Genomic DNA, 25388 nt, shown 5'->3' with positions numbered 1-25388 from the left:
CCTGTCCATGGTCGGCGTCCATTGTACGGTTGGCGGCTCCCCAACCTCAAAGGCACATTGCGTCAGCGGCGCACGAAACGTGCCGAGTCGCCGCCCAGCCGAACGGGTTCGGGACGCGTGGCGATCCACAGCCCCAGCAGCGCCAGACCGCTCACCAGCAGCACTTTCAGCCACACCACACTGAGGGTGAAGAGGAGCACCAGAATCGAGAAGGCCAGCATGGCGCCGGCAAGCCATTTGGCGTGACGAGGAATGGCGCGCTCGCCCTCCCAGGCCACCACGGTGGGACCGAAGCGCGGATGCTCGCGTATCCACCGAGCGAAGCTCGGTGATCCGCGAGAAGCCGCCCAAACCGCCAGGAGCATGAAACAGGTCGTTGGCATCAGCGGCACGAAGACACCGATAACGCCGAGTGCAAAGCTGACCCATGCCAGTGCGATATAGAGAGCGCGTCGAAGCGAATGCATGCAGGTAGCTCCAATTCGGCGTTGCCAGCTCCCCTCATTGAAGCGCATCTCGGCAGTGCGGGCCAATCGGCCATCTCTATGGCCGCGTTAGAAAAAAGAAAGCCCGCCCGGAGGCGAGCCGACGAAGTGGATCTTCGCTAGTGTATGGGAATCTCACGGCGCTGCGTCTTCACCTCGCCGCTACGGGGCACGTGCACCTCGAGCACGCCATTGGCAAAGCTGGCCTTGATCTCTTCGGTACGAGCGTCGGCAGGAAGATCGAGTACCCGGCGAAAACTGCCATAGGAGCGCTCGATGCGCTGGAACTTGTCTTCCTTGGTGCTGCTTTCCTGGCGTTTCTCGCCTTCGATCACCAGGCGATGGTCATCCAAGGTGAGCTTGACATCCTTCTCTTCGACACCCGGCACCTCGACGCTGATCAGGTACTCCTCATCACGCTCGGCAATGTCGAGCTGCGGCCGCAGCAGGCTGGGCATATCGCCGAAGCGGCTCTCCAGCGAAGTCATGCCGAACTGACGCATGACGTCGTTCATCCAGCGATCGAGCTCCTGATGCATGCCGAACAACGGCGAGAGCTCGCCGCGACGTGGCTCGACGGGCACCGGAGTGCCGGCATCGGCGCTTTCGCTCTTGAACCAGTTCCAGGGAGAAAATTTCTGCAGGTTCATACGCCACCTCCTGTTCTTCAAAACACGTGACGCAACGGGCAGGCCATTCGGCCTTGTACTGGCAGAATTAAAATTGGCGACGCGGGAGGAAATTTCAAGGTCGGCTTGAGGCACGCTTGCGCCAGATCAAGATTTGCCATCGACCCCTGATGGGCCGATGGCGAAGCACTGCTCAGTCGCGGAAATTGTCGAACTGAAGTGCCAGGTCGGGGCCGCCCTCAGCGCGCAACAAGGCGATCACGTCCTGCAGATCGTCACGCTTCTTGCCGGTGACGCGCACCTTCTCGCCCTGAATCTGGGCCTGGACCTTGAGCTTGCTGTCCTTGATGCGCTTGACGATGTCCTTGGCCTCCTTCTGCTCCAGCCCCTGCTTGAGCTTGACCTCCTGGCGGGCGCGCACGCCGGAAAGCTCCGGCTCCTGCACGTCCATGCAGCGCGCATCGATACCACGGGCAATGAGGCGGTTGCGCAAGACGTCGAGCATCTGCTTGAGCTGGAAATCGACTTCGGCTTCGAGTTGCACCGTGTCGCCGTTCAGCTCGAAACTGGCCTTGACGCCCTTGAAGTCGAAGCGGCTCTGGACCTCGCGATTGGCCTGATCCACCGCGTTGCTGGCTTCGTGCTTGTCATATTCGGAAACGATATCGAAAGAAGGCATGGCTTTTCCCTGTTTGCCCGGTACGCCGGAAAGTCTACCAGCACCACGCGCCCCCTGCGCGTCTAGGAGGCTTCTTCAACCGGTTCTTCGGCTGCGACGAGGGACTTGCCCATCTGCCAGCCGGCGCAGCCATCCTCGTAGTAATCGTCGAGCCAGCGCTCCAGGCGAAACCCCATGCGACGGTACAGCCCCAGCGCGACACGGTTGTCAGCTCTCACCTCGAGCCCCAGGGCATCGGCTCCCTGGTCCATGGCCAGGCGCTCCAGCGCTTCGAGCAGGCGACGCCCCAGGCCGCTGCCGCGCGCCTCGGGGTGGACGCAAAAGGAGTAGAGCCGGGCACGACGGCTGCCGCGCCGGAACAGCAAGGTGCCGTAGCCCAATAGCCGCCCATCTTCTGCCTCGGCAAGCTGAGTCTCGGCATGAGCGCGATTCAACAGATGCCAAAGCTGCCGACGGCTGAAGCGGTCGCCGCTGAAGGCCAGCTGTTCCAGTCGATAGAGTGCGTCCAGATCCTGAGGACGGGCCTGACGCAACGAAACGCTCATCGAACTCTCCGCAACGGGCTGCAAACATCATGTGTCGTAGGTTCACGGTAGTCGTCCCGACACTGCTGTGAGTGGGCCGGGATCATGAAATCATTTCACCAGTCGATACGCTTGTCGACAGGAAGTTGCAGCGGCATGCTGACCGCATTCGGCAGTTCCCTGCCATCGTCTCCAACCCAACGGAACTCACCATGTGCCCCTTGCGTATCGTCGTCGACCGACAGGAAGACTGGCAGCCCTACTACCCCTCCGAGGATCTGATCGGCGCCGACGACTTTCTCGCTCTGGACCGCCGCCACCGCAGTGCCGCCGACCAGGACCGCAGCACGCATGTGATCAATCTGTGCGGTGAGCTCGATTACCTGGGCACCGGCTACTACGTCTCGCTGCTCGCCCAGGCCCGCGGTCAACGGGTCCTGCCGAGCGTTGAGACCCTCAACGAGCTGTCGCGCAAGGCACTGGTCGATCTTCAACTGGATACGCTGGCCCCGCTATTGGGCGAACTGGCACGTCAGGGCCGCCTCGCCGGTGACAGCGTGACTCTGCGGGTGCTGTTCGGCGAATGCCTCGAACCCGAGCTGGCCCGCCTCGCCCGTAAGCTGTTCGAGCGTCTGCCCTGCCCTTTGCTCGAGGCACGCCTGGTGCGACGCCACGACCTGTGGCGGCTGGCCCGTCTCAAGCCGGTGGCGCTGCGCGATCTCAACGTCGACGAGCAGGACCTGTTCGCCTCGGCGCTGAACCGCCATTCGCGCAAGGTATGGCGTACCCCCAAGGCGCGCCGCCGCTACCGCTTCGACCTGGCCATCCTCGTCGATCCCAAGGAGGCCATGCCACCCAGCAACACCAGTGCGCTGAAGGCCTTCATTCGCGCCGGGCGCAAGCTGGGCATCGACGTCTCGCTGATCACCCGGCGCGACGCCGGCCGGCTGGCCGAATTCGACGGGCTCTTCATCCGCGAGACCACCGCGCTGGACCATCACACCTACCGCATGGCCCGGCTCGCCGAGCATGAGGGGCTGGTGGTGATCGACTCGCCGCGGGATATCCTGCGCTGCACCAATAAGGTCTACCTGCACGCTTTGCTGCGGGCACGGGGGGTGCCGGCGCCCGAGGGTATCCTGCTCAAGCGCCGAGACCGACGCCCACTGGCCGAACGTGTCGCCGGCATGAGCTTCCCCATGGTGCTGAAGATTCCCGATGGCTCTTTCTCCCGCGGCGTGGTCAAGGTCGAGTCGCTGGAGCAACTCGAGCGCGAGAGCCATCGGCTGTTCGACGACTCCGCCCTGCTACTGCTGCAGGAGTGGCTGCCCACCGAATTCGACTGGCGTATCGGCGTACTGGACGGCCAGGTACTGTTCGCCAGTCGCTACTACATGGCCCGCGGCCATTGGCAGATCTACGACCACTCGGGCGCACGCGTGAAGAGCGGCGGTTTCACCACCCATGACCCCACCGAAGTGCCACCGGCAGTCATCAAGGCAGCCTTGAAAGCGACTCGACTGATAGGCAATGGACTCTATGGCGTCGACATCAAGCAGGCAGGAGAACGGGTCGTGGTCATCGAAGTCAACGACAACCCAAACGTGGATGCCGGTATCGAGGATGCCCTACTGGGGCGCCAGCTCTACGAGCGCATCATGAGCGTCTTCCTGGCACGCATGGAAGCCCGGGTAGCGGCAAGGTCGGAGAGTGTCTAGGGCGTCGCTGCCTGGACACACCCGCCGCCTTACTCAAAAAAACATATTCATTCAATAAATTACTCCTATAGCTACTATCCTTGTCGCTGTTAGGAGACAGGTCAAGCCCTTGATCTGCAAGGCTCAGTGAACTTCGCGCCTGAGACGTCTCCTAATGGCGACACAAAAGCGCCATCACGTCTGATAAAAAATCTCTATACCCGCGCCAGCGTGCTGATTGGAAAGGATTTTTTCCAATTGGCGTGGATGTTGCGTACCGTTTGGCACGCTAACGAAGAAAACCCCGGCCCTGAACGCCGTTAGCGTCGGTGAATACCGGCGCAAGTGGCGTTGATTGGATGAACAGGGCCTCACTGTGCAAGGAGCGATGACGATCATGAAAATCACCATCTTCGGTTCAGGCTATGTAGGACTGGTCACCGGCGCCTGTCTAGCCGATGTCGGCCACCAGGTCATGTGCGTGGACGTCGACCATGACAAGGTGGAACGGCTGAATGCTGGCGAAATCCCCATCTACGAGCCCGGCCTGGAAGATTTGATCGCCAAGAACAAGGCTGCCGGCCGCATTGCGTTCACCACCGATGCCGCCAAAGCGGTCGAGTTCGGTCTGCTGCAGTTCATCGCCGTTGGCACCCCCTCCGACGAGGATGGCAGCGCCGACCTCAAGTACGTGCTGAAGGTTGCCGAAACCATCGGTCAGCACATGAACGACTACAAGGTCGTCATCGACAAGTCGACCGTGCCGGTCGGCACGGCCAGCAAGGTGGAGCGCACCATTGCCAACGAGCTCGAGAAACGCAACGCGAGCCTAGAATTCGACGTCTGCTCCAATCCGGAATTCCTCAAGGAAGGTGCCGCCATCGAAGACTTTTCACGCGGCTCGCGCATTGTCGTCGGTACCGATTCGGAGCGCGTCAAGCAGGCCATGCTGGAATGCTATGGTCCTTACAACCGCCAGCGCGACAAGATGCTGTTCATGGGCGTGCGCAGCGCCGAGCTGACCAAGTACGCCGCCAACGCCATGCTGGCAACCAAGATCAGCTTCATCAACGAAGTCGCCAACCTCGCTGAGCGCCTCGGCGCCGACGTCGAGGAGGTTCGCCATGGCATCGGCTCCGATCCGCGCATCGGCTACAGTTTCATCTACCCCGGCTGCGGCTATGGCGGCTCCTGCTTCCCCAAGGACGTCAAGGCGCTGGCCCACACCGCCGAGGAGATCGGTCATCCCGCCGAGATGATCAAGGCGGTGGAGCGGGTCAATGCGCGGCAGAAGAACAAGCTGTTCGAGAAGCTCTGCCAGGCCTTCGACGGCCAGTTGGCCGGCAAGACCATCGCCATCTGGGGGCTGGCGTTCAAGCCCAACACCGACGACATGCGCGAGGCGCCCAGTCGTGCGCTGATGGAGGCGCTGTGGGACGCCGGCGCGCATGTTCAGGCCTACGACCCTGAAGCCTCCGACGAGTGTCGCCGTATCTACGGCGAGCGCGATGATCTGGTACTGGCCGAACGCCGCGACGATACCCTGGAGGGCGCCCATGCGCTGGTGATCTGCACCGAGTGGAAGGCTTTCCGTACCATCGACTTCGCCGAGTTGCACGACAAGCTCGAGGAACCGGTGCTGGTCGATGGGCGCAATCTGTTCCAACCCGATGCCGTCAAGCGAGCAGGACTCGCCTATTACGGCATAGGTCGAGGCGACTCCGTACGACCCGTGCTGGCGTGAGGAGCTGCAATGTCCGCTACTCCCCGCGACCACACCGTCGCCAGCCGAGTTACGGAGTTGACCACTTTCGTGTTCGGCATGGCGCTGCTGATCCTGATCGTCAGCGAGCTGCCGACAGATGTGTTTTCGCCCGAGTCACAGAGCTTCTTCTTCGTCATCGGGACGATTGCCATCTGGCGGTACTCCTGGTGGGCGGTGCAGGCGATCCGCTCGGTCTGGTACAACCGCGTGATCTTCCCGCGCCTGCGGGCCGAGGCCGACGCAGTTGGCGAGCACGAAAAGCCACCGGAGCTGTTCGTGCTGTGCACCTCGTTCCGCATCGAGGCTCGGGTCAACTTCCAGGTCTATGATGCCCTGATCAAGGAAGCTCACGCCTACGGCGTGCCGACGACCATCTTCGCCTCCGTCTCGGATCGTACCGACGTGGATGTCATCACCCACGTCATGGACGATCACGGCTGGCCGAAGAACGTCGAAGTGCGTTACATGTTCCAGAAAGGGGACGGCAAGCGCTCGGCCATGGCCGAAGTGCTGCGGGCGATCTCCCGGCGCCTGCCAGCGCCGGGATCGCTGCTGATTTCGATGGATGGCGATATCCGGCTCGAGCCGGGTACGCTGTCCCGTTCGCTCTCCTTCTTCGAGGCGCAGGACGACCTCGGGGCACTGACCACCAACAACCGTGCCGAGGTCACCGGCAACGACGCTACCCGCGAGTGGTACGATCTGCGCTATGCACAGCGCCACCTGATGATGAGTTCGATGTCGGTGTCGCGTCGCCTGCTGGTGCTTACCGGCCGCTATAGCGTGTTCCGCGCCGACCTGGCGACTCAGCCCGACTTCATCGAGCTGATCGAAAGCGACCACGTCGATCACTGGCGTTTCGGCAACTTCAAGTTCCTCTCGGGCGACGACAAGTCATCCTGGTATTGGCTGCTGAAGAACGGCTGGCGCATGCTCTACATCCCCGACGTCTACGTGACGGGGTTCGAGGAGCTGCCCGATCGGCGGCGCTTCTTTGCCTCGACCACCGACCTGATGCGTCGCTGGTACGGCAATATGCTGCGCACCAGCAACCGCGCCATTGCGCTGGGGCCTCGCCCGATGGGCATGTTCACCTGGTGGAGCCTGGTCGATCAGCGCCTCTCCATGTGGACGACACTGGTGGGCCCCACCGTGGTGACCCTGGTGTCGCTGTTCATCAGGCCCTCGTTCTTCTTCGCCTATGTGCTGTGGATCCTGATGACCCGCGGCATCGCTACCCTGATCCTGGCCTGGCAGCGCGGACGCTTCAGTCTGCTGTGGATCCCGCTGATCTACTACAACCAGGTATGGGGCGCAATGCTGAAGACCTATGTCAGCTTTCGCTTCAACCGTCAGAAGTGGTCGCGCCAGGGCATTTCAGCGGGAGAGCCGGACGATCCAGTGGCGGCCCGCAGACAACGTCGAATAGGCCATGTGCTGCATGGCTTCGCCTACGGCGTGCTGCTGTTCGCGCTGATCCTGTCGACCGGGGTGATGGCACCGCCCGATCGCACATCGCTGCATATCGCCCGGGACCAGTCCTGGGAGCGCAACCAGCAGCCGGAGCGGCTCGACCGCTGGATGAGTGCCGCCATTGCCGACAGAACGAGCGAAGCGGTGCGACTCCCGCCCGGACATTTTCGGCTGGGAGGCGATCTGATCGACACCCTGCAGCAAAGTGCCCGGCCGAGCGACAAGCAGATCCAAGGCAACCGCCGTACCACGCTGGCGATATCCCCCGCCTTGGCGGAACTGATGCAGGGCCCCGACGGCGAGCCGATCCAGGATGCCGTGCAGTGCACCGTGGACGCGTCCTGCCGGCTGGCCCTGGATGAACACAACCTGACCCTCGTCAACGTAAGACTCAGGGTCGATCCCGCCGGGCAAACGGAAGTGGCGGCGACTCAACCCTGACGCAAGGAGCGACCTACGGATGACTGATCATTTTTCCAACGACGACCCCAAGCGACACGAGCCTACCCTGGGTGGGAGTCGCGCAAGGCGGCAACCCGATGCCGTCGCCGACTCGGGCAGCGTCGATCACGACAGTGTGCGCCTGACCCGCGGCGACCGCCTGCAGCATGAGCGCCGTGACGAGCGCGGCTACATTCGCGTTACCCTGCCCTTTCGCGTCGACCTGTCCGACAGCGATACGGAGCTGAGCGGTAACGACGTCTCCCTGGGTGGCTTTTCCGCCCACAGCCGGCACGCTTATCAGCCCGGCGAGCGGATCTCTGCCTCGCTGCTGATGATGGCAGGCGCCACCGAACTGATCGTTCCGCTGAAGGCAGAGTGCCTGCGCACCACGCCCTCCGCCCGCGGCGAGGGCTATGACGTCAGCTTCGAGATCACCGAGATCGAGCCGCAGCATCGCGAACTGCTGCGCCAGATCATCCGCAGCGCCCTCAGCGGCCGCTCGCCAAACGTCGAAGGACTGATAGGCGGTGAAGACCCGCAGACGCCCCGCAAGCGTCAGGCCACCAGAGCGCTGCCGCCGGCGCGCCCCCCCAAACCCATGGGGCGCTATATCCTGCTGTTCGCCGCCATCGGCGTGCTGGTGCTGGTAGGCGCCGCCACCGCCTACCGCAACTTCATGCTGATCGAGCCCAGCTTCGCCGCCGTGACGGCACCGCGCATCGACGTTCGCGCTCCCAGCCCCGGCATTCTCGGCGAGCATGAGCTGGTAGCCGGCGATCAGGTCGAGCGGGACCAGCTGTTGACCAACGTGGTCAACAGCGAGCTGGAGTCCGACCTGATCCTTGCCGAGGCGGCGCTGGACTACAATAACCGGCTGCTCGACAACCTGCGCGAGCACATCGAAAACGGCATGCAGGAAGTCAGCCTGGCCAACTCGGCCCAGCCAGCCAGCGGTGACACCATGACCTTCGAGTCCGTCTCGCCGGAGATCGCTCAGGCGCGTATCGATCAGTTCGAAACGGTGCGTGACTACGAGAGCTCTCGTATCGCCGCTCTCGAGGCCCGCATGGCCAGCAATGACATCTACAGCCCCTGCGACTGCCTGGTGGCGTGGGCGTTGAGCAGCGCCGACGGCGTCTACATCAACGAGAGCGAACGGATCATGACGCTGATTCGCACCGACGAGGATGACGTGCTGGTCGAGGCGCTGGTCCACATGAACGACATCAGTCGTATCGATCCCGACCAGCAGGCCTACGTCACCCTGGCCAATGCCAACCAGCCCATTCGCGCCCGGGTGCGCAACGTCGCACTGGACGTCGAGCGCCAGCCGCGCGCCGGGTTCCCCAGTTGGGTGCGACAGCAGCAGAACGTGGCCAGCGTGCTGCTGGTACCGGAGGAGCCCCTGCCGGCCGAGAGCGTCGGCCAGCCGGTGGACGTGCGCTTCACCGAAGCCCCGCTGCTGGGTGCCGCCTCGGAGCGAATCTGGCAGGGCGTACGCACGGTCATCCAGTTCGGCGACGACATTTACCGCGCAGCCATGGAGGACAACGATGAAGTTACCGACGACAGCTAAGGAACGCGGTACCGTCTGCATCCATTCCGGCCTGCTGCTGGGGTGTATGGCCCTGTTGCCGGCCGCGGCCGGCCACGCCGACGAGGGCACAGAAGCCCTCGTCGGCATTCCTCAGGTGGAAGCCTGCTCGCAGCGCTACACGGCGATGGAGACACCGCGTCCACGCCAGGCGGCGGACGCCGGCGCTGCGGACGGCCACGCCGCCGTGCGTCAGAATTTCCATACCACGCGTCACTGGGGAACCGATGAGAACGTCGAGCGCCTGGGCGTCGGGCAGACCGGCATCGGCGAACCCGGCCTGCGCGTGCACTACCCCGCCGGCACCTCATCGCCGGGAGAAGAGCCCCGCGGTGGCGCTGGCTTCTACAGCGACCCGCCTTCTCTCCGGGGGGCCGACCGGGCCTGTCTGAGCTACATGGTCCGTTTTCCCACCGATTTCGATTTCGTCCGCGGTGGCAAGCTGCCCGGGCTGTACGGCGGTGAAGCCCCTTCGGGTGGCGAAGAGGTCGATGGCGTCAGCGGTTTCTCGATGCGTCTGATGTGGCGCGAGGAAGGCGAAGGCGAACTCTACCCCTACGTGGTCGGCTTCGAGGGGGCTTCGATCGGCCGCGGCTTCTGGCATTTCCCCCTCGGCCAGTGGGTCACTGTCGAGCAGGAGGTCGTGCTCAACGATCCCGGCCGGGACAACGGCGTTGCCAGGCTGTGGGTCGACGGCCGCCCGGTGTTGGAGCACCAGAACGTGGTGTTCCGCACCACGCCCGAGCTCACTATCGACGGCCTGATGTTCTCGACCTTCTTCGGCGGCACCGGTGAAGGTTGGCGAACGCCCCGCGATCAATATGTCGACTTTGCCGCTTTTCGTTTCTACACACCCTGACACCCACGTTCGAGCGCCAATGGAGCGACGCCGATCATGCCCCTTGCTGTAATAAAAGGACTTATTCGAAACCCTCTAGTGCCGTTGCTGCCTGTCGTCCTGCTGGCGATCAGCGGCACTGCGGTAATGGCCGATACCCTCTCGCGAGAGGAGCGCATGGAGCTCGACCTCTCCGAGTATCGCGTCAATGATACCGACGCCGGCTATTTCGACGTCGAGGCGCGCAAGGAACAGCTGAGTGAGATCCAGAACTCGCTTCTATTGCAGGTAAAGGAGGAAGCGGGGCTAGGGCTCAGCTGCCGCCAGAAGCTCAATTACGAACCGATCACGACTCGGGGGGGCATTCCTGGTTTTTATCCCAACCCCGAGGAGTGGGAACTGGCCACCGAGCCGCTGTTCGCCTTCGAGGACAGCGTCTCGGAGTTGGCCGGGGCTTTCGTCGCCACCGGCGATACCTTTTACGCCGACTGCCTGGTGAAGTATCTGCACGGCTGGGCCGACGCTCAGGCATTGACCACCTTCCGCTACGACTCGCTGGAACCCCAGGCGTGGTTCGCCTCGGAGTCGATGCTGTTCGCGGCGGCCATGGCCTACTCCATCGCCCGCCCCTACGTCGAAGGGCTCGAGGCGGAGCGGGCGGAAGTGGAGCGGTGGCTGCACGGTCTCGCTCTGCAGCACTCGGCAATCCCCGGGGAGCCGGAGGAGAGCTGTTGCAACAACCACTTCTACCGTCGCGCCCTCTACGCCAGCATGGTCGGCGTGCTGGTCGAGGATGACGACCTGTTCCGCTTCGGTGTCAGTGCCATCTATTCCGCGCTGCACGACATGACCGAAAATGGCGCGCTGCCCCTAGAGGTAGGCCGTGGCCGGCGCGCCATCCACTATCAGAACTATGCCCTCAACTACCTGATCACCAACATGCAGGTGATCCATCGCCAGGGCTACGACATCTTCGATCTGGAGTACGAAGGCAGCACCATCCACGAAGCCGTCGACTACCTTTTCGAGATACTGGACGACCCGGCAGCGCTGGGCGACTACGCCCCGCTCGAGCAGTTCATGGGCTTCCTGCGTGACCCCCAATACTTCACCTGGATGGATATCTACCTGGCCCACTACGAGCATGAGCCGATGGCCGACTTCGTGACCCGGGTACGCCCCACCTACAACCGAAGTGCGGGCGGCTTCGTCACCCTCTACTTCATGGATCCCGACGCTCAACAGGATGTCTTCATGGACGAGGAGCGCCGCAGTACCGAGGCGTTCCGCGGATTGGGGAATTGAAACGGAGCCAACTGCACACGACACGACGATACGACATAGGACGATACGACATAGAGAGAGGGGAACACATGGAACCAATAGCGAACAGGACTCGACTCATCCCCTCGCTGCGATTCTCCGCAGCGATAACCCTGGCGGCCTGGCTGGCCGGCTGCGCCGTGACCCATGAGCCACCGGGCGGCGAACATGCCGACCCCGTGCCTGCCGAATATGCGGCCTGGTTCGAGGTCGATATCGAGGCCCCCATGGATGGCCACGACTGGGATCGTATCAACCGAGCCCAGGACATCATTGCCGCGGGAAACTACGAAGAGGCCATCGAGCAGCTGCAGCCGCTGATGGAGATGGGCTTTCCGCCCGCCTACTACGAAATGGGCAAGCTCTACGAGCGTGGCCAGGGCGTGGAGGTTGACCGCGTCGAGGCCGCCCGGCTCTATGGTATGGCCATCGAACGGCCCTCGCCGATCCACGGCCATGCCTCGCTGAACCTAGGCCGCCTCTACCTCGAAGGCAGGGGCGTAGAGCGTAACGACGTACTCGCCTACTACCTGCTGTGGCAAGCCAAGGAGGCCGATCTCGATCGCAATGCCGAGGTCTTGCTGGCCCGCCTGCTAGCCGAAGGCGGCGAAGGCGTCGAGGCCGATCCCGAGCTGGCCCACCGGCTCTACAGCGAAGCGGCCGCGCGCGGAGAGCCCGCGGCCCTCGAGGCCCTTGCTGTAGCCCATGCCCCCGGCGGCTGGTTGGAGCAAGACCCGGCCCGCTCGATGGATTACGCCCAGCGCTACGCCGACATACTCGAAAACGAGGCGGCCCAAGGCAATGTCAACGCCATGCTGCAGCTGGCGTCGCTGCACAGCGAAGAAGGACTGCTCGGCGACCAGCCCGATCAGCGCATCCACTGGCTGCAGCAGGCGGCCGAGGCCGGCGATCTCGATGCCCTGGCCAGAGCCGGGCGCGACCTGACCCGGGACGGGAATCGCCAGCAGGGTCTCGAGCTGCTGGAAGATGCGGCAGGCCAAGGTAACGTCGACGCCATGACGCACCTGGGCCAGGCGCTACTCGAACCCGATACTGGCCGCCCCGAACCGGTGCGCGCCGAGCGCTGGCTGCGCGAGGCGATCGAGGCCGGCTCGGTCGATGCCCGCGTCATTTTGGGACGCGCTCTGGTCGAAGGCCAGGCCGGGCTCAACGACCTGCCCCGCGGCATGGGCCTGCTCGAGCAGGCCGCCGAGCAGGATCACCCGCTGGCGTTGGCCCAGTTGGGCTCGCTCTATCTGGATGACGAACGAGTCGCAGGCCAACCTTACATTGCCGTCGACTATCTCGAACGCAGTCATGAACTTGGTCACCCCTGGGCCACCGAGCAGCTCGGCGGCGCCCTGCTCGAGGGGCGCGGCACGCCACCGGATCCTACTCGCGCCGAGGAGCTGCTGGAGCAGGCCGCCGAGCGCGGCCAAAGCGGGGCCATGCGCCTGCTGGGCTCGGCCTATCTCGCCGGCGAGGTGCTGCCGTATGACCCTGTCAGAGGGCGAGAGCTTCTCGAAAATGCCGCCCAGGCCGGCGACACCACGGCACTGACCCAGCTCGGCGAAGCCTATCTGGATGGCAGCCTGGAAGGTGACCCACGCGAAGGTATCCGACTGGTGAGTCAGGCCGCACATGAGGGCGATGCCTATGCCATGGTGGTACTGGGCCGTGCCTATCGCCATGGTGAGGGCGTGGAACGCGACCTCGCCGAGGCCAACCGCTGGCTGACGCGTGCGCAGGAGGCGGGTCATGAGTCCGCCGATGATGCTCTGACCTATGTCCAGCGCGATCTGGGTGCCCAGGGCGATATCCAGGCTCTGGTGGCGGCGGCGGAAGACGGCCATCCTGGCGCCATGGCCGACCTTGGCCGCGCCTTCCTCAATGGCGAAGGTGTCGAACACGATCAGGGCCGGGCAGAGTACTGGCTGGGGCAAGCCCATCAGGCCGGTCATGCCGGCGCAGCCGCAAGCCTCGGCCGCCTGTACATGGATCGGGGTGACGACGCCACGGCCGTCGAGTATCTGGAAGCCGCCGTGGCCCGTGGCCACACTGGCGCGCGAGCCAATCTGGGCGAAGCCTATCTCACCGGCAGCCATGTAGAGCAAGACATCGATCGCGGCCTGGAGCTGCTGCAGCAAGCTGCCGAAGCGGGCATGCCGAACGCCGCTTTCGCGCTGGGCGAGGCCTATCAGCACGGCGACGGCGTCGAGCAGAGCGCCGAGGAGGCTGAGCGCTGGTATCAGCAGGCCGTCGACGCAGGCGCCGACTATGCAAGCGCCGCCCTGGGCCTCGCCCTGATGCGCGGCGACGGTGCCATTGCACAGGATGTCGAGCGCGGCCATGAGCTACTGCTCGCCGCTGCCGAACAGGGCCATCCGGGAGCGCAAGCCTCGCTGGGTCGAGAGTATCTGCGCGGCGTGACCGTGGAACGCGACCCTGAGCGAGGCGCCGACTACCTCTATGAAGCTGCCAGCCAAGGGCACCACAGCGCCCGCCTGGCCCTGGCCGAGGCGTACCTCACTTCCCGCGGCCTGCAGGCCAACCAGGAACAGGCCCTGCTGTGGCTGGACAATGTCTTCGAAAGCGAAGGCCAGCTCGCCGTGGAAACGCTGCGCCAGCTGCTTACCGACGAGGAGGCCATCGCTGCCGCCAGCGACGTGGAAGTTGAGGAATGAGCCGCTGACACGCTAGCGAGCCCGCCGCACCGGGTTCGCTAGCAGTTTCCACGGCTGCACTTCGCGAAACGAACGAGGCCGGCGACTTGGCCGGCCTCGAATCGTTACTGTAGATAGCGCACTTAAGCGATCAAGCGTCGAAGGGGTTGCGCAGCACGATGGTCTCGTTACGGTCGGGGCCAGTCGAGACGATGTCGATCGAAGTGCCCACCTTCTCCTCGAGATAGCTGATGTAGGCGCGTGCATTGGCCGGCAGGTCCTCGATGCGCTTGGCACCCAGGGTCGACTCGCTCCAGCCCGGCAGGTCCTCGTAGACCGGCTCTACCGCTTCGTAGCCCTCGGAGTCGACGGGATTCTCCATCACCTCGCCATCCTTGCTGCGATAGCCGACACAGACGCGGATGTTCTCCAGGCCGTCGAGCACGTCGAGCTTGGTCAGGCAGATGCCGGAAACGGAGTTGATCTGCACCGCATGGCGCAGGGCCACGGCATCGAACCAGCCACAGCGGCGCGGGCGACCGGTGGTGGCACCGAACTCATGGCCACGTTCGGCCAGATGGCGGCCGTGCTCGTCGAACAGCTCAGTAGGGAACGGGCCTGAGCCGACTCGCGTGGTGTAGGCCTTGGTGATGCCGAGCACGTAATCGAGATAGAGCGGGCCGACACCGGAACCGGTGGCGGTGCCGCCGGCGGTGGTGTTGGAGCTGGTGACGAAGGGATAGGTGCCGTGGTCGATGTCGAGCAGCGAACCCTGAGCCCCTTCGAACAGAATGTTCTCACCAGCACGGCGCAGCTCGTGGACTAGACCCACGGTATCGCAGACCATGGGACGCAGCTCTTCGGCCATCTCCATGGCCTCGTCGAGAATCTGCTGAAAATCCACGGCCTTCTCGCCGTGATAGTTGACCAGCACGAAGTTGTGGTAGTCGAGCACCTCGCCCAGCTTGGAGGCGAAACGCTCACGATGCAGCATGTCGCCCAGGCGCAGGCCGCGACGGGCCACCTTGTCCTCGTAGGCCGGCCCGATGCCGCGACCGGTGGTGCCGATCTTGGCCACGCCGCGGGCCTTTTCACGCGCCAGGTCGAGGCGCACATGGTAGGGCAGGATCAGCGGGCACGCCGGCGAGAGACGCAGCCGCTCGCGCACCGGCACGCCCTTGGCCTCGAGCTCGCGAATCTCCTTGATCAGCGCCTCGGGGGAGAGCACCACGCCGTTGCCGATGACGCAGGTCTTGTCCTGGCGCAGGATACCCGAGGGAATCAGGTGCAGCACGGTCTTCTCGCCGTCGATGACCAGCGTGTGGCCGGCGTTGTGTCCGCCCTGGAAACGGACGACTGCCGCCGCGGATTCGGTCAGCAGATCGACCACCTTGCCCTTGCCTTCATCACCCCACTGGGTGCCCAGCACGACTACATTCTTACCCATTGTGTCTCGTCTCTCGTGTCAGCGCCGCGTAAGTGCGCGTCGATGATCCGGCCCGCGGGCCGCACTCGTGTTCCGGCCCGCATGCCGGTGTCGTCCAAATCTGGCCTAGGCAGCCGCACCGACGCCTAGCCCTACAGAGCCTCCGTCTGCCAGCGTCCGTCGACGAGGCTGAGACGGCGGCTGCAGCGATGCACCTCGGGAGATGTCGCCTGGCCCGGCAGCGCCTGTACCACCCGGTGCCCGCCGTCGCGCAGCGCGGCAATCGCCTCGCTCAGCCCCTCGCCGGTGGCAGGCGCCCAGATGCCGTCGCGGGGCGGCTCGCTCTGCACCAAGGTAGCGAGCAGCTTGAGATCCATCGAGAAACCGGTGGCGGGTCGCGCCCGGCCGAAGGCGCGCCCGGTATCGTCGTAACGCCCGCCCTTGGCCAAGGCCTGACCGTAACCCGGCACGAAGGCCGCGAACATCATGCCGGTGTGATACTGATAGCCACGCAGCTCGGCCAGATCGAAGTATATCTCGACCTCGGGATGCTCCTCGATCACGCCTTGATGCAGTGCACGCAGCTGAGCCAACGCCTCGGCCACCGCCGCAGGGGCGCCGGCGAAGGCCTCACGTGCGGCCTCCAGCACCTCGGTGCCGCCATGCAGCCGCCCCAGCGCACGGAACATCTCCGCCAGCGCCGGGTCGGTTACGCTGTCCTCGACCTGCTCGGCAAGGGCGCCGGGCGACTTGAGCTCCAGCGCTTCGAACAGTGCGCGCTCGCGGTCGTGATCCAGTGCCGCAGCCTGTACCAGGCTACGATAGATGCCGATGTGGCCCAGCGCCAAGTGCAGCTCGACGGCCCCGGCCGCCTTGAGACTCTGCAGTGCCAGGCGCAGGATTTCGAGGTCGGCTTCCAGGCCCGCATGGCCGAACAGCTCGACGCCGACCTGCACCGGACTGCGTCCGCCCTGATACTGATCGGCCTTGGCGCGCAGCACGTTGGTGCAGTAGCACAGACGTGCCGGCCCCTGGTGGCGCATGGAGTGAGCATCCATGCGCGCCACCTGAGGCGTCACGTCGGCGCTCACGCCCATCAGGCGGCCGGTGAGCTGGTCGGTCAGCTTGAAGGTCTGCAGGTCCAGGTCGGTACCGGTACCGGTCAACAGCGAGTCGAGAAACTCCACCGGCGGCGGCATGACCTGGTCGTATCCCCAGCGATAATAGAGATCGAGCAGCGTGCGGCGCAGCTCCTCCATGCGGCTCGCCTGGGGCGGCAGCACCTCATCCATGCCGTCGGGCAGCAGCCAGCGGTCAGCGATGGTCATATGGTCAATCCTGCAAGACGTTTGGGCGGGGCGAAAAGGGTTTCGAAGGTAAAAAAGGCCCACAAAAAAACCGGGCCACGCCCGGTTCAGGGATTCTATCACGTTTGACGCCAGGTTGAACCCCGTCATGCGGGGACAACGAGCGTCAGCCGGCCCGCGGCCGGCCGACGCTGCGGGTCACTCGTCGTTCTGGATCGCCGGGCTGCGCAGGTAGCGGAAGAAGTCGCTGGTCGGATCGAGTACCAGCATGTCCCGCTCGCCGTCGAAGCTCTCGCGGTAGGCGTTGATGCTGCGCCAGAAGGTGAAGAACTCCTGGTTCTGGCCATAGGCCTCCGAGAAGATGGCCGCCGCTTCGGCATCGCCCTCACCGCGCAGGGTCTCGGCCCGCTCGGTGGCCTGGGCCAGCAGTACCTGGCGACGACGGTCGGCGTTGGCGCGAATCCGCTCGGCCTCTTCCTGACCCTGGGCGCGCCACTCGCGCGCTTCCCGCTCACGCTCGGAGCGCATGCGGTCGAAGACCGCGGCGGAAACGTCCTCGGGCAGATCGATACGCTTGACGCGAATGTCGAGGATCGACACCCCCAGTTCCTCACGCATCAGCGAATCGAGCTCCTGGGTCGGGCGAATCATCAGATCGTCGCGACGCTCGGCGATGATCTGCTGCAGGTCCAGACGACCGAACTCGTTACGCAGACTCTCGTCGACCCGTGGCTGAATCAGGCGGATCGCCATCATCTCGTCGCCGGCGGTAGCCTCGTAGTAACGGGTGGGGTTGACCACCTGCCACTTGACGTAGGAGTCCACGATCACCGCCTTCTGCTCGAGGGTCAGGTAGCGGCTGGTATCGGTATCCAGCGTCAGTACCCGGGTATCGAACTTGCGAACCGTCTGGGTGATCGGCACCTTGAAGTGCAGCCCGGGCTGGATGTTCTCTTCGATGACCTCACCGAAGCGCAGCTTGACGGCACGCTCGGTCTCGTCGACCACGTAGAGACTGTTGCTGGCCAGCCAGGCCACGGCAGCGAGGCCACCCACGATGATCAAGGAACGGTTGTTCACCATTTAGCGGCCCTCCCTGCGGATACCACCGGTATTGCCACCCTGCGCCGAGGTCGTCGTGCGCAGGCGCTCGAGCACGCGCGGGTCGAGCTCGCCGCTTTCGCCGCGAGCCGCCTCACCGTTGCCTTCGCCACCGCCAGTCTGGCCACCGGGGCGCTGGTCGAGCGGCAGGTACATCAGCGGTGCGTCGTCGCGCACGTCGATCAGCACCTTCGGCGTGCGAGCGAAGACGTCGGCCATGGCGTCGATGTAGAGACGCTCACGCATGATCTCCGGTGCGTTGCGGTACTGAGCCAGCAGCGCGTTGAAGCGGTTGACCTGACCCTGGGCTTCGGCCACCACCGACTCGCGGTAACCCTGGCCCTGCTCGACCAGACGCTGCGCCTGACCCTGAGCGGCCGGGATGATAGCGTTGGCGTAGGCCATGCCTTCGTTGATGGTCCGCTGACGATCCTCACGGGCCCGGATCACGTCGTCGAAGGCATCGATGACGGGTGCCGGCGCAGAGGTCGACTCGATGTTGATGGTCTGCAGACGGATACCGGTGCCGTAGCTGTCCAGGTAGGTCTGCAGGCGGCTCGCCACCGAGCTGCCGAGGATCTCACGACCGGAGGTCAGGATCTCGATCATGTCGGTGCCACCCACCACGTGGCGCAGCGCGCTGTCCAGCGCATTCTCGATGGAGAGCTGCGGGTTGCGCACGTTGAGCACGAAGTCACGCGGATTGTTGACCTGATACTGAGCCGAGATCTCGACCTCGACGATATTCTCGTCGCGGGTCAGCATCGCCTGAGTCTGGGTCAGCGAGCGAACGCGGGTCACGTTGACCATGCGCACGTCGTCGATCAGCGGCGGATTCCAGTGCAGGCCAGGGCCCACGACGGTCTGGAACTCACCGAAACGCAAGACTACACCGCGCTCGGCCTGATCGACCAGATAGAAGCCCATCGCTCCCCAGATGCCCAGAGCGATGATCAGCAGCAGCCCGGGCAGCGCGAAGGTGTTGCGTGGCCGACCGCCGCCCTTTCCGCCTTGACCGCCGCCGCCCTTGCCGCCGCGACCGCCAAGCATGTTGTTGAGCTTGTCCTGAAATTTCTTCAGGGCCTCGTCAAGGTCGGGTGGGCCCTGGTTGCCGCCGCGGTTACCACCGCCGCCACCCCCGTTGCCGTTACCGCCACTGCCGCCACCGCGTCGGCCCCCACCGCTCCAGGGGTCATGCTGGTTGCCGCCACCCGGCTCATTCCAAGCCATACGTCGTCTCCACTCTGCGTTGCCTCTGTGTCGGCGCTTCGCTCAGCCGCACGGAGAGGCCGGTTGCCATCCTGTAGGGCGCCGGTAGGTTCCGCCGCCGTTATTTCTAAGGGAAGTCGATCCAGTCGATCAGGACACCGCAGTCGTCACGCATCCCATACTGGCCGCTCGTGCAGCTCAGACGGAAGATAGTCTTCCGCCCGCTCTCCCAGGCGAGCCATCAACTGCAGGAAATCGCGGCGAGGCAGGCGCACGTCGAGGCGCACCTTGCCGCCCTCCTCGTAATGTTCTTCTTGTACGGCACCAAGCTCATGCATGCCCGCGCGCAGACGGCCCTGCTGCGGTGACAGCTGCATGCTGAACTCGATCACGTTATCCGCCAGGCGCTCCGACAGCGCCTGGCCCAACAGTTCGAGCCCCCGCCCATCGCGGGCCGAGAGCCACACCACTTCGGGTCGTCCCTGCCCGTCGCGCTCGATGCGCGGCGCACTGTCGAGCAGGTCGATCTTGTTCATCACCTTGAGCATCGGCACGTCGAGCGCACCGATCTCGTCGAGCACGTTCTCGACCTGCTCCACGTTGAGTTCGCGATCGGGATCGGCGGCATCGATCACGTGGACCAGCAGCGATGCTTCCGTCGCTTCCTGCAAGGTGGCCTGGAAGGCCTCCACCAGCTTGTGCGGAAGATGTCGAATGAAGCCTACCGTATCCGCGAGCACCACGGGGCCGACGTCACCGACCTCCAGGCGCCGCAGAGTCGGGTCGAGCGTGGCGAACAGCTGGTCCGCCGCGTAGACCTTCGCCTCGGTCAGCGCATTGAACAGCGTCGACTTGCCGGCGTTGGTATAGCCGACCAGCGACACGCTGGGAATTTCGGCTCGCTCGCGGGCACGACGATTCTGGCTGCGCTGGCTGCGCACCTTGTCGAGCCGCTTGTGGATTGCCTTGATGCGCGCCCGCAGCAAGCGGCGGTCGGTCTCCAACTGGGTCTCGCCGGGCCCGCGCAGGCCGATACCGCCCTTCTGGCGCTCCAGGTGGGTCCAGCCTCGTACCAGACGGGTGGACATGTACTCCAGTTGCGCCAGTTCGACCTGCAGCTTGCCCTCGTGGGTACGCGCACGCTGGGCGAAGATGTCGAGTATCAGCCCGGTGCGATCCAGCACCCGGCACTTGAGCACCCGCTCCAGGTTTCGCTCCTGGGAGGGGCTCAAGCCGTGGTTGAAGATGACCAGCTCGGCGCCATGTACCTGCAGCGCTTCGCGCAGCTCCTCTACCTTGCCGCTACCGATGAAGGTACGCGGATCGGGCCGATGCCGGCTGCCGCTGAGCAGCATGGCAGGCTCGGCTCCGGCGGAACGGACCAGTTCCATGAACTCGCCCGGATCCTCGCGCTCGCGCTCGTCCTGGAAGTCGACATGGACCAATACTGCCGTTTCGCCGGCGTCGGGTCGTTCAAAAAACAATCAATACCTCACGCGTTGCTGTCCGGCTGAGCCGCGGGATCCTGCGGCGGCAGCCGCACGTTGCGCGAAGGTACCACTGTCGAGATGGCATGCTTGTAGACCATCTGGCTGACCGTGTTGCGCAGCAGAATCACGAACTGATCGAACGACTCGATCTGTCCCTGCAGCTTGATGCCGTTGACCAGGAAAATCGAAACCGGAATGCGCTCCTTGCGCAGGATGTTCAGGTATGGGTCTTGAAGGGATTGCCCTTTGGACATTTTACCTCTCCCTAAAACGTTCTCTTGAGGGGTGAAAGTTGTGTTCTTGGGTTGTCTGTCTCACGACATGACACCATGCCGGCTCGGCCTGGTCCCCCGGCCACTCGAAGCCATCATCTTACGCTAAGAGCCCGATTCACGCACGAATTTCAGGACTTCCTCCAGCGCTGACCGGTTCTGACTATCGACCCAGTGTAGCGCCGGCCAGCTGCGTAGCCAGGTCAATTGACGCTTGGCCAACTGCCGAGTTGCCACGATGGTGCGGTGGCGCAGCTGCTCAACGTCACCCTGCCCGTCGAGGAATTCCCAAACTTGACGATACCCCACGCTCTTCATGGACGGCAGGCCCGGGTGCAGGTCACCGCGCGCGCGCAGCGCCTCGACCTCTGTGACGAGACCGGAATCCAGCATGACCTCGAATCGCGCAGCGATTCGCTCGTGCAGCACGCGACGATCGACAGGCGTGAATCCTATCGACAGCACTTCCCATGGGAAGGTTTCAGGTCGTTGTCGACGCCACAGTTCGGTGAGGGTCGTACCGCTGGCACGATAGACCTCCAGAGCCCGCATCAGCCGCTGCGGATCGTTGGGGTGAATGCGCCGGGCCGCCTCGGGATCGACCCGCGCCAGTTCGTCATGCAGCCCCGACAGACCACGCCGCTCGGCCTCTCTGGCCAGTTCGGCGCGTATTGCCGGATCTGCCGCCGGCAGATTGGCGACCCCTTCGAGCAGCCGCTTGGCATACATCATGGTGCCGCCCACCAGCAGCGGGATACGCCCGGCTGCGGTAATTCGTCGCATCTCGCGCCGCGCATCCTCGCGAAAATCCGCCGCCGAATAGGGCTCGGCCGGATCGCGGATATCGATCAGGCGGTGCGGGGCGCGTGCCAGCTCCTGAGGCGAGGGCTTGGCGCTGCCGATATCCATGCCGCGGTAGACCATGGCCGAATCCATGCTGATCAGCTCGCAGTCGAGCCGCTCGTGCAACTCGATGGCCAGGTCGGTCTTGCCGGCGGCTGTGGGTCCCATCAGCAGGATGGCGAGGGGGCGGTGTTGCGGCATCAGTGAGCGCTTCCTTACTACTGACCGCGCAGGAACAGGCGATCGAGCTGCTTTAGCGACATCTCGGTCCAGGTGGGGCGGCCGTGGTTGCACTGGCCGCTGCGTTCGGTTCGCTCCATGTCGCGCAGCAGCGCATTCATCTCGGCCACGCTCAGGCGCCGGTTGGCACGCACGCTGCCATGACAGGCCATGGTGGCCAGCAGTTCGTTGATGTGAGCCTCCAGGCGGTCGGAGCGACCGTAACGCTCCAGATCGCCCAGCATGTCGCGAATCAGCGGCTCAACGTCGGCATCGGCCAGTAGCGCCGGCACCTGGCGTACCAGCAGTGTCTCGGGACCAGCTACGTCAAGCTCGACGCCCAAGCGGCTGAAGGCCTCACGCTCGGCCTCGGCGGTGGCCACCTCGGCGTGGCTCGCCGCCAGCGAGACCGGCACCAGCAGCGGCTGCGTCTGCAGCGTTCCACCGTGGACCTGAGCCTTCATGCGTTCGTAGACGATTCGCTCGTGGGCGGCGTGCATGTCCACGATAATCATCCCTTGGGCGGTCTGGGAGAGGATATAGATGCCATGCAGCTGGGCGATGGCGAAGCCCAGCGGCGGTATGCCGCTGCCCTCGTCCACTGCGGGCAGTGCCGGTGCCTCACCCACACCCGCGGCCTCCCGTACCGGCGACGATGCCACGGCGGCATCCGCTCCGGCCTCGGCCGGCTGCGGTGTCAGCAGGCGCTCCTCGTGCTCGGGGTGCAGCGCGCGATAGCCGTTCATGAAGGCGCGCACACGATCGGCCGTGACCCGCGCCGGTGAGTCGCCCGTGGCGTGCAGCGCCATGGGCTGCTGCTGCCAGCGCGGCGCGGGCTCGCGTACCTCTGCGGCATCGTCCTGCTCGACTACAGCATCATCGGCATGGGCTCCGCGTTCCGCCGGGCGCGCCTCGGCCAGCGCCCGGTGCAGGCTGGAGAAGAGAAAGTCGTGCACCAGGCGGCCGTCGCGGAAGCGCACCTCGTGCTTGGTGGGATGAACGTTGACGTCCACCACCGTGGGGTCGACCTCGAGATAGAGCACGAAAACCGGATGCCGGCCATGGAAAAGAACGTCGCGATAGGCCTGGCGAATCGCGTGAGCCACCAGCCGGTCGCGCACCACGCGCCCATTGACGAAGAAATACTGCTGGTCGGCCTGAGCGCGGGAGTGAGTGGGCAGACCGACCCAACCCCACAGCCGCAGCCCGCCGGCGGCCAGGTCCAGGTGCAGGGCGTTGTCGAGAAAGCTCTTGCCCAGCAGCGCGGCAATGCGGCGCTCGCGGCGGGTCGGGTCATCGCCAGCCGGCAGCTGGTGCACGGTCTTCTGATTGTGACGCAGCACCCAGGTGATGTCGTAGCGCGACAGCGCGAGACGGCGAAAGGCCTCTTCCACGTGGCCGTATTCGGTCTTCTCGGTGCGCAGGAACTTGCGCCGCGCCGGGGTATTAAAGAACAGGTCGCGCACCGTAACCGAGGTGCCGCGGGGATGCGGCGCCGGAGTGACGCGAGGCTCCATCTGGCGCCCCTCCGCCACCACGCGCCAGCCGCCGCGCGGGTCGTCCTCGACGTTGGCGACGAGTTCGAGGCGCGACACCGAACTGATCGACGCCAATGCCTCACCGCGAAAGCCAAGGCTGGCCACGCCTTCCAGGTCTTCCAGCGAAGCGATCTTGCTGGTGGCATGCCGCGACAGCGCCAGCGGCAGGTCGTCCTCGGCGATGCCGCTGCCGTCGTCGCGTACCCGGATCAGCCGGGCGCCGCCGGCCTCGAGCTCCACCTCGATGCGGCGGCTGCCGGCATCGATGGCGTTCTCGACCAGTTCCTTGACCACCGAGGCCGGGCGCTCCACCACTTCGCCGGCGGCGATCTGGTTGGCCAGCCGAGGGTCGAGAACGCGGATGCGGCGGGTAGCGTCGAGCACGGTCATGAGCGAGGAATCCGAAGCACCTGGCCGACGCGAATCACGTCGCCGTTGATGTCGTTGGCCTGCTTGAGTTGCGCCACCGGCACCCCGTGTCTAGCCGCGATTTGCGACAGGGTATCGCCGGGCTGGATACGATACTCGTTGCTGGAGGTCGTGCGCCGATTGTCGCGCTGCCATGCCAGCAGGCTGGCCGGCGGCGGGTTGCTGCGGAAGTGTGACTCGATGCCGGAGAAGATCGATTCGGCAAGCCGCTGCTGATGACCCGAGTCGCGTAGCCGGCGCTCCTCGTCGGGATTGGAGATGAAGCCCGTCTCGATCAGCAGCGACGGGATGTCCGGCGACTTCAACACCATGAAGCCGGCCTGCTCCACGCGCGAGCGGTGCAGACGATTCACCCGGCCCAACTGGTCTAGCACCTGGCCACCGATGGCCAGCGAGTCGTTGAGGGTGGCGGTCATGGTCAGGTCGAGCAGCACGCCGCGCAGTACCTCGTCCTTGTCGTTGAGCGAGAGATTGCCGTCGACGCCGCCGATCAGGTCGGCCCGGTTCTCGCTGGCGGCCAGCCACTGAGCCGTCTCCGAGGTGGCTCCGCTCTGCGACAGCGCATAGACCGAGCTGCCGTTCGGCCGCGGGCTGTTGAAGGCATCGGCGTGGATCGAGACGAAGAAATCGGCCTTCTGCTCGCGGGCGATCCGCGTGCGCTGTCGCAATCCGACGTAATAGTCGCCGTCTCGAATCATCACGGCGCGGAAGCCTTCGGCACCGTCGACCAGCCGCTGCAGACGGCGGCTGATCTCCATCACCACGTCCTTCTCGCGAGTACCGCCGGGGCCGATGGCCCCTGGGTCTTCGCCGCCATGGCCCGGGTCGATTGCGATGATGATGTCACGCCGCGGATGCGGCGCCGCCGGCTGTTGTGCCACCACCTCAGGGTCGATACGGGGCGCTTCGCTGGCCGCTTCGCCACGATGCCGGTTGGCCGTCATCTCCTGTTCGCGGATCATCGCCTCGATCGGATCGATGGGGTTTTCCACCGCGCTTTCACCCGGGTACTCCATGTCCACCACCAGGCGATGCCCGTACTGATCATTGGGCGGCAGGGTGAAATGTCGCGGTTCCACATCGCGGGAAAGTTCCAGAACCACGCGCAGGCCGCTGCCGTCGCGCACGCCGCTGCGCACGGCGGTGATGGCGCTGCCTTGCAGGTCGAGCGAGGCGAGGTCGGTATCGAGCCGGCTTTGATCGAGATCTATGACCAGCCGTCGTGGATTGTCCAGAGTGAAGACGTTGGCCTCGGTATGGCCTGAAAGGTCGAAGACCAGGCGTGCATGATCCGGTGCCGCCCACAGACGGATATTGTCGACCTGGGCGGCTTGCGCCGGCATCGCGAACCACGCCATCGCCAAGGTTGCCGCCACCAGCATTGGACCACGCAAACTACGACACAGGGCGCTCAGGATCCCGCCATGGTCAGTAACAGAG

The 25388-nt window shown here is 64.7% G+C and carries 20 protein-coding genes; 7 read left to right on the top strand and 13 right to left on the bottom strand.

Translation table 11 applies throughout. The features are described from left to right. Window positions 1-62: 62 nt before the first annotated feature. The 4 genes from HOP53_RS12595 to HOP53_RS12580 form a co-directional block, all read right to left on the bottom strand. Window positions 63-467 (bottom strand): YbaN family protein, encoded by a 405-nt coding sequence (locus HOP53_RS12595; protein WP_010627333.1) that lies wholly within the window; start codon window positions 465-467, stop codon window positions 63-65. A 137-nt stretch (window positions 468-604) separates the two neighbouring features. Continuing rightward, window positions 605-1135 (bottom strand): Hsp20/alpha crystallin family protein, encoded by a 531-nt coding sequence (locus tag HOP53_RS12590; protein WP_010627332.1) that lies wholly within the window; start codon window positions 1133-1135, stop codon window positions 605-607. A 172-nt stretch (window positions 1136-1307) separates the two neighbouring features. Continuing rightward, complete coding sequence (locus tag HOP53_RS12585; protein ID WP_010627331.1) at window positions 1308-1793, bottom strand: YajQ family cyclic di-GMP-binding protein; 486 nt, start codon at window positions 1791-1793, stop codon at window positions 1308-1310. Between the two features lie 62 nt (window positions 1794-1855). Beyond that, window positions 1856-2338 (bottom strand): GNAT family N-acetyltransferase, encoded by a 483-nt coding sequence (locus HOP53_RS12580; protein WP_010627330.1) that lies wholly within the window; start codon window positions 2336-2338, stop codon window positions 1856-1858. A gap of 191 nt (window positions 2339-2529) precedes the next feature. On the opposite strand from HOP53_RS12580, the gene HOP53_RS12575 reads away from it, so the two are divergent. The 7 genes from HOP53_RS12575 to HOP53_RS12545 all read left to right on the top strand — a co-directional run bounded on the left by HOP53_RS12575 (window position 2530) and on the right by HOP53_RS12545 (window position 14135). Then, entirely contained in the window at window positions 2530-4035 is a 1506-nt protein-coding gene (locus HOP53_RS12575; protein ID WP_234270353.1) for a RimK family protein, read from the top strand. A 376-nt stretch (window positions 4036-4411) separates the two neighbouring features. Then, window positions 4412-5758 carry a UDP-glucose dehydrogenase family protein gene (locus HOP53_RS12570; RefSeq protein WP_234270352.1) on the top strand — a complete coding sequence of 449 codons (1347 nt, stop codon included), beginning with the start codon at window positions 4412-4414 and terminating at the stop codon, window positions 5756-5758. Window positions 5759-5767: 9 nt separating this feature from the next. Beyond that, entirely contained in the window at window positions 5768-7693 is a 1926-nt protein-coding gene (locus HOP53_RS12565; protein WP_234270351.1) for a glycosyltransferase, read from the top strand. Between the two features lie 19 nt (window positions 7694-7712). Continuing rightward, window positions 7713-9272, top strand: a complete 1560-nt coding sequence (locus HOP53_RS12560) for a PilZ domain-containing protein (RefSeq protein WP_234270350.1) — start codon at window positions 7713-7715, stop codon at window positions 9270-9272. Beyond that, the gene (locus tag HOP53_RS12555; protein ID WP_234270349.1) at window positions 9250-10149 is read left to right on the top strand and encodes a polysaccharide lyase; all 900 of its coding nucleotides are present in this window, start codon (window positions 9250-9252) and stop codon (window positions 10147-10149) included. Before HOP53_RS12560 ends, HOP53_RS12555 begins: the two co-directional genes overlap by 23 nt. A gap of 78 nt (window positions 10150-10227) precedes the next feature. After that, complete coding sequence (locus HOP53_RS12550) at window positions 10228-11433, top strand: alginate lyase family protein (protein WP_234270348.1); 1206 nt, start codon at window positions 10228-10230, stop codon at window positions 11431-11433. 68 nt (window positions 11434-11501) lie between these two features. Beyond that, a complete protein-coding gene (locus HOP53_RS12545) occupies window positions 11502-14135 on the top strand; it encodes a tetratricopeptide repeat protein (RefSeq protein ID WP_234270347.1) in 2634 nt (877 codons plus the stop codon). Between the two features lie 130 nt (window positions 14136-14265). Here HOP53_RS12545 and HOP53_RS12540 read toward each other — a convergent pair whose 3' ends face one another. From HOP53_RS12540 to HOP53_RS12500, 9 genes are all read right to left on the bottom strand, one after another. Beyond that, window positions 14266-15561, bottom strand: a complete 1296-nt coding sequence (locus HOP53_RS12540) for an adenylosuccinate synthase (protein WP_010627322.1) — start codon at window positions 15559-15561, stop codon at window positions 14266-14268. Between the two features lie 131 nt (window positions 15562-15692). Continuing rightward, the gene (locus HOP53_RS12535) at window positions 15693-16868 is read right to left on the bottom strand and encodes an ATP phosphoribosyltransferase regulatory subunit (RefSeq protein WP_234270346.1); all 1176 of its coding nucleotides are present in this window, start codon (window positions 16866-16868) and stop codon (window positions 15693-15695) included. Between the two features lie 177 nt (window positions 16869-17045). Next, window positions 17046-17930, bottom strand: a complete 885-nt coding sequence (hflC, locus tag HOP53_RS12530; RefSeq protein ID WP_234270345.1) for a protease modulator HflC — start codon at window positions 17928-17930, stop codon at window positions 17046-17048. Beyond that, window positions 17931-19178, bottom strand: a complete 1248-nt coding sequence (hflK, locus tag HOP53_RS12525; protein ID WP_234270344.1) for an FtsH protease activity modulator HflK — start codon at window positions 19176-19178, stop codon at window positions 17931-17933. It lies immediately after the preceding gene. A gap of 146 nt (window positions 19179-19324) precedes the next feature. Beyond that, window positions 19325-20641 (bottom strand): ribosome rescue GTPase HflX, encoded by a 1317-nt coding sequence (gene hflX / locus HOP53_RS12520; RefSeq protein ID WP_234270343.1) that lies wholly within the window; start codon window positions 20639-20641, stop codon window positions 19325-19327. 8 nt (window positions 20642-20649) lie between these two features. Next, window positions 20650-20901: an RNA chaperone Hfq gene (gene hfq, locus HOP53_RS12515; RefSeq protein WP_103968388.1), complete on the bottom strand. Its 252-nt coding sequence runs from the start codon at window positions 20899-20901 to the stop codon at window positions 20650-20652. Between the two features lie 123 nt (window positions 20902-21024). Then, window positions 21025-21963, bottom strand: coding sequence for a tRNA (adenosine(37)-N6)-dimethylallyltransferase MiaA (miaA, locus tag HOP53_RS12510; RefSeq protein ID WP_234270342.1), 939 nt, complete (start codon window positions 21961-21963; stop codon window positions 21025-21027). A 17-nt stretch (window positions 21964-21980) separates the two neighbouring features. Beyond that, window positions 21981-23909, bottom strand: a complete 1929-nt coding sequence (gene mutL, locus HOP53_RS12505; protein ID WP_234270341.1) for a DNA mismatch repair endonuclease MutL — start codon at window positions 23907-23909, stop codon at window positions 21981-21983. Next, window positions 23906-25291, bottom strand: coding sequence for an N-acetylmuramoyl-L-alanine amidase (locus HOP53_RS12500; RefSeq protein ID WP_338073300.1), 1386 nt, complete (start codon window positions 25289-25291; stop codon window positions 23906-23908). The genes mutL and HOP53_RS12500 overlap by 4 nt, the downstream gene beginning before the upstream one ends. Between the last annotated feature and the right edge of the window lie 97 nt (window positions 25292-25388).

The organism is Billgrantia ethanolica (assembly GCF_021404305.1).
GTDB lineage: Bacteria > Pseudomonadota > Gammaproteobacteria > Pseudomonadales > Halomonadaceae > Halomonas > Halomonas ethanolica.
Note: the sequence above shows the minus strand (reverse complement) of the source record. Positions and strands in the feature narration are given on the sequence as shown.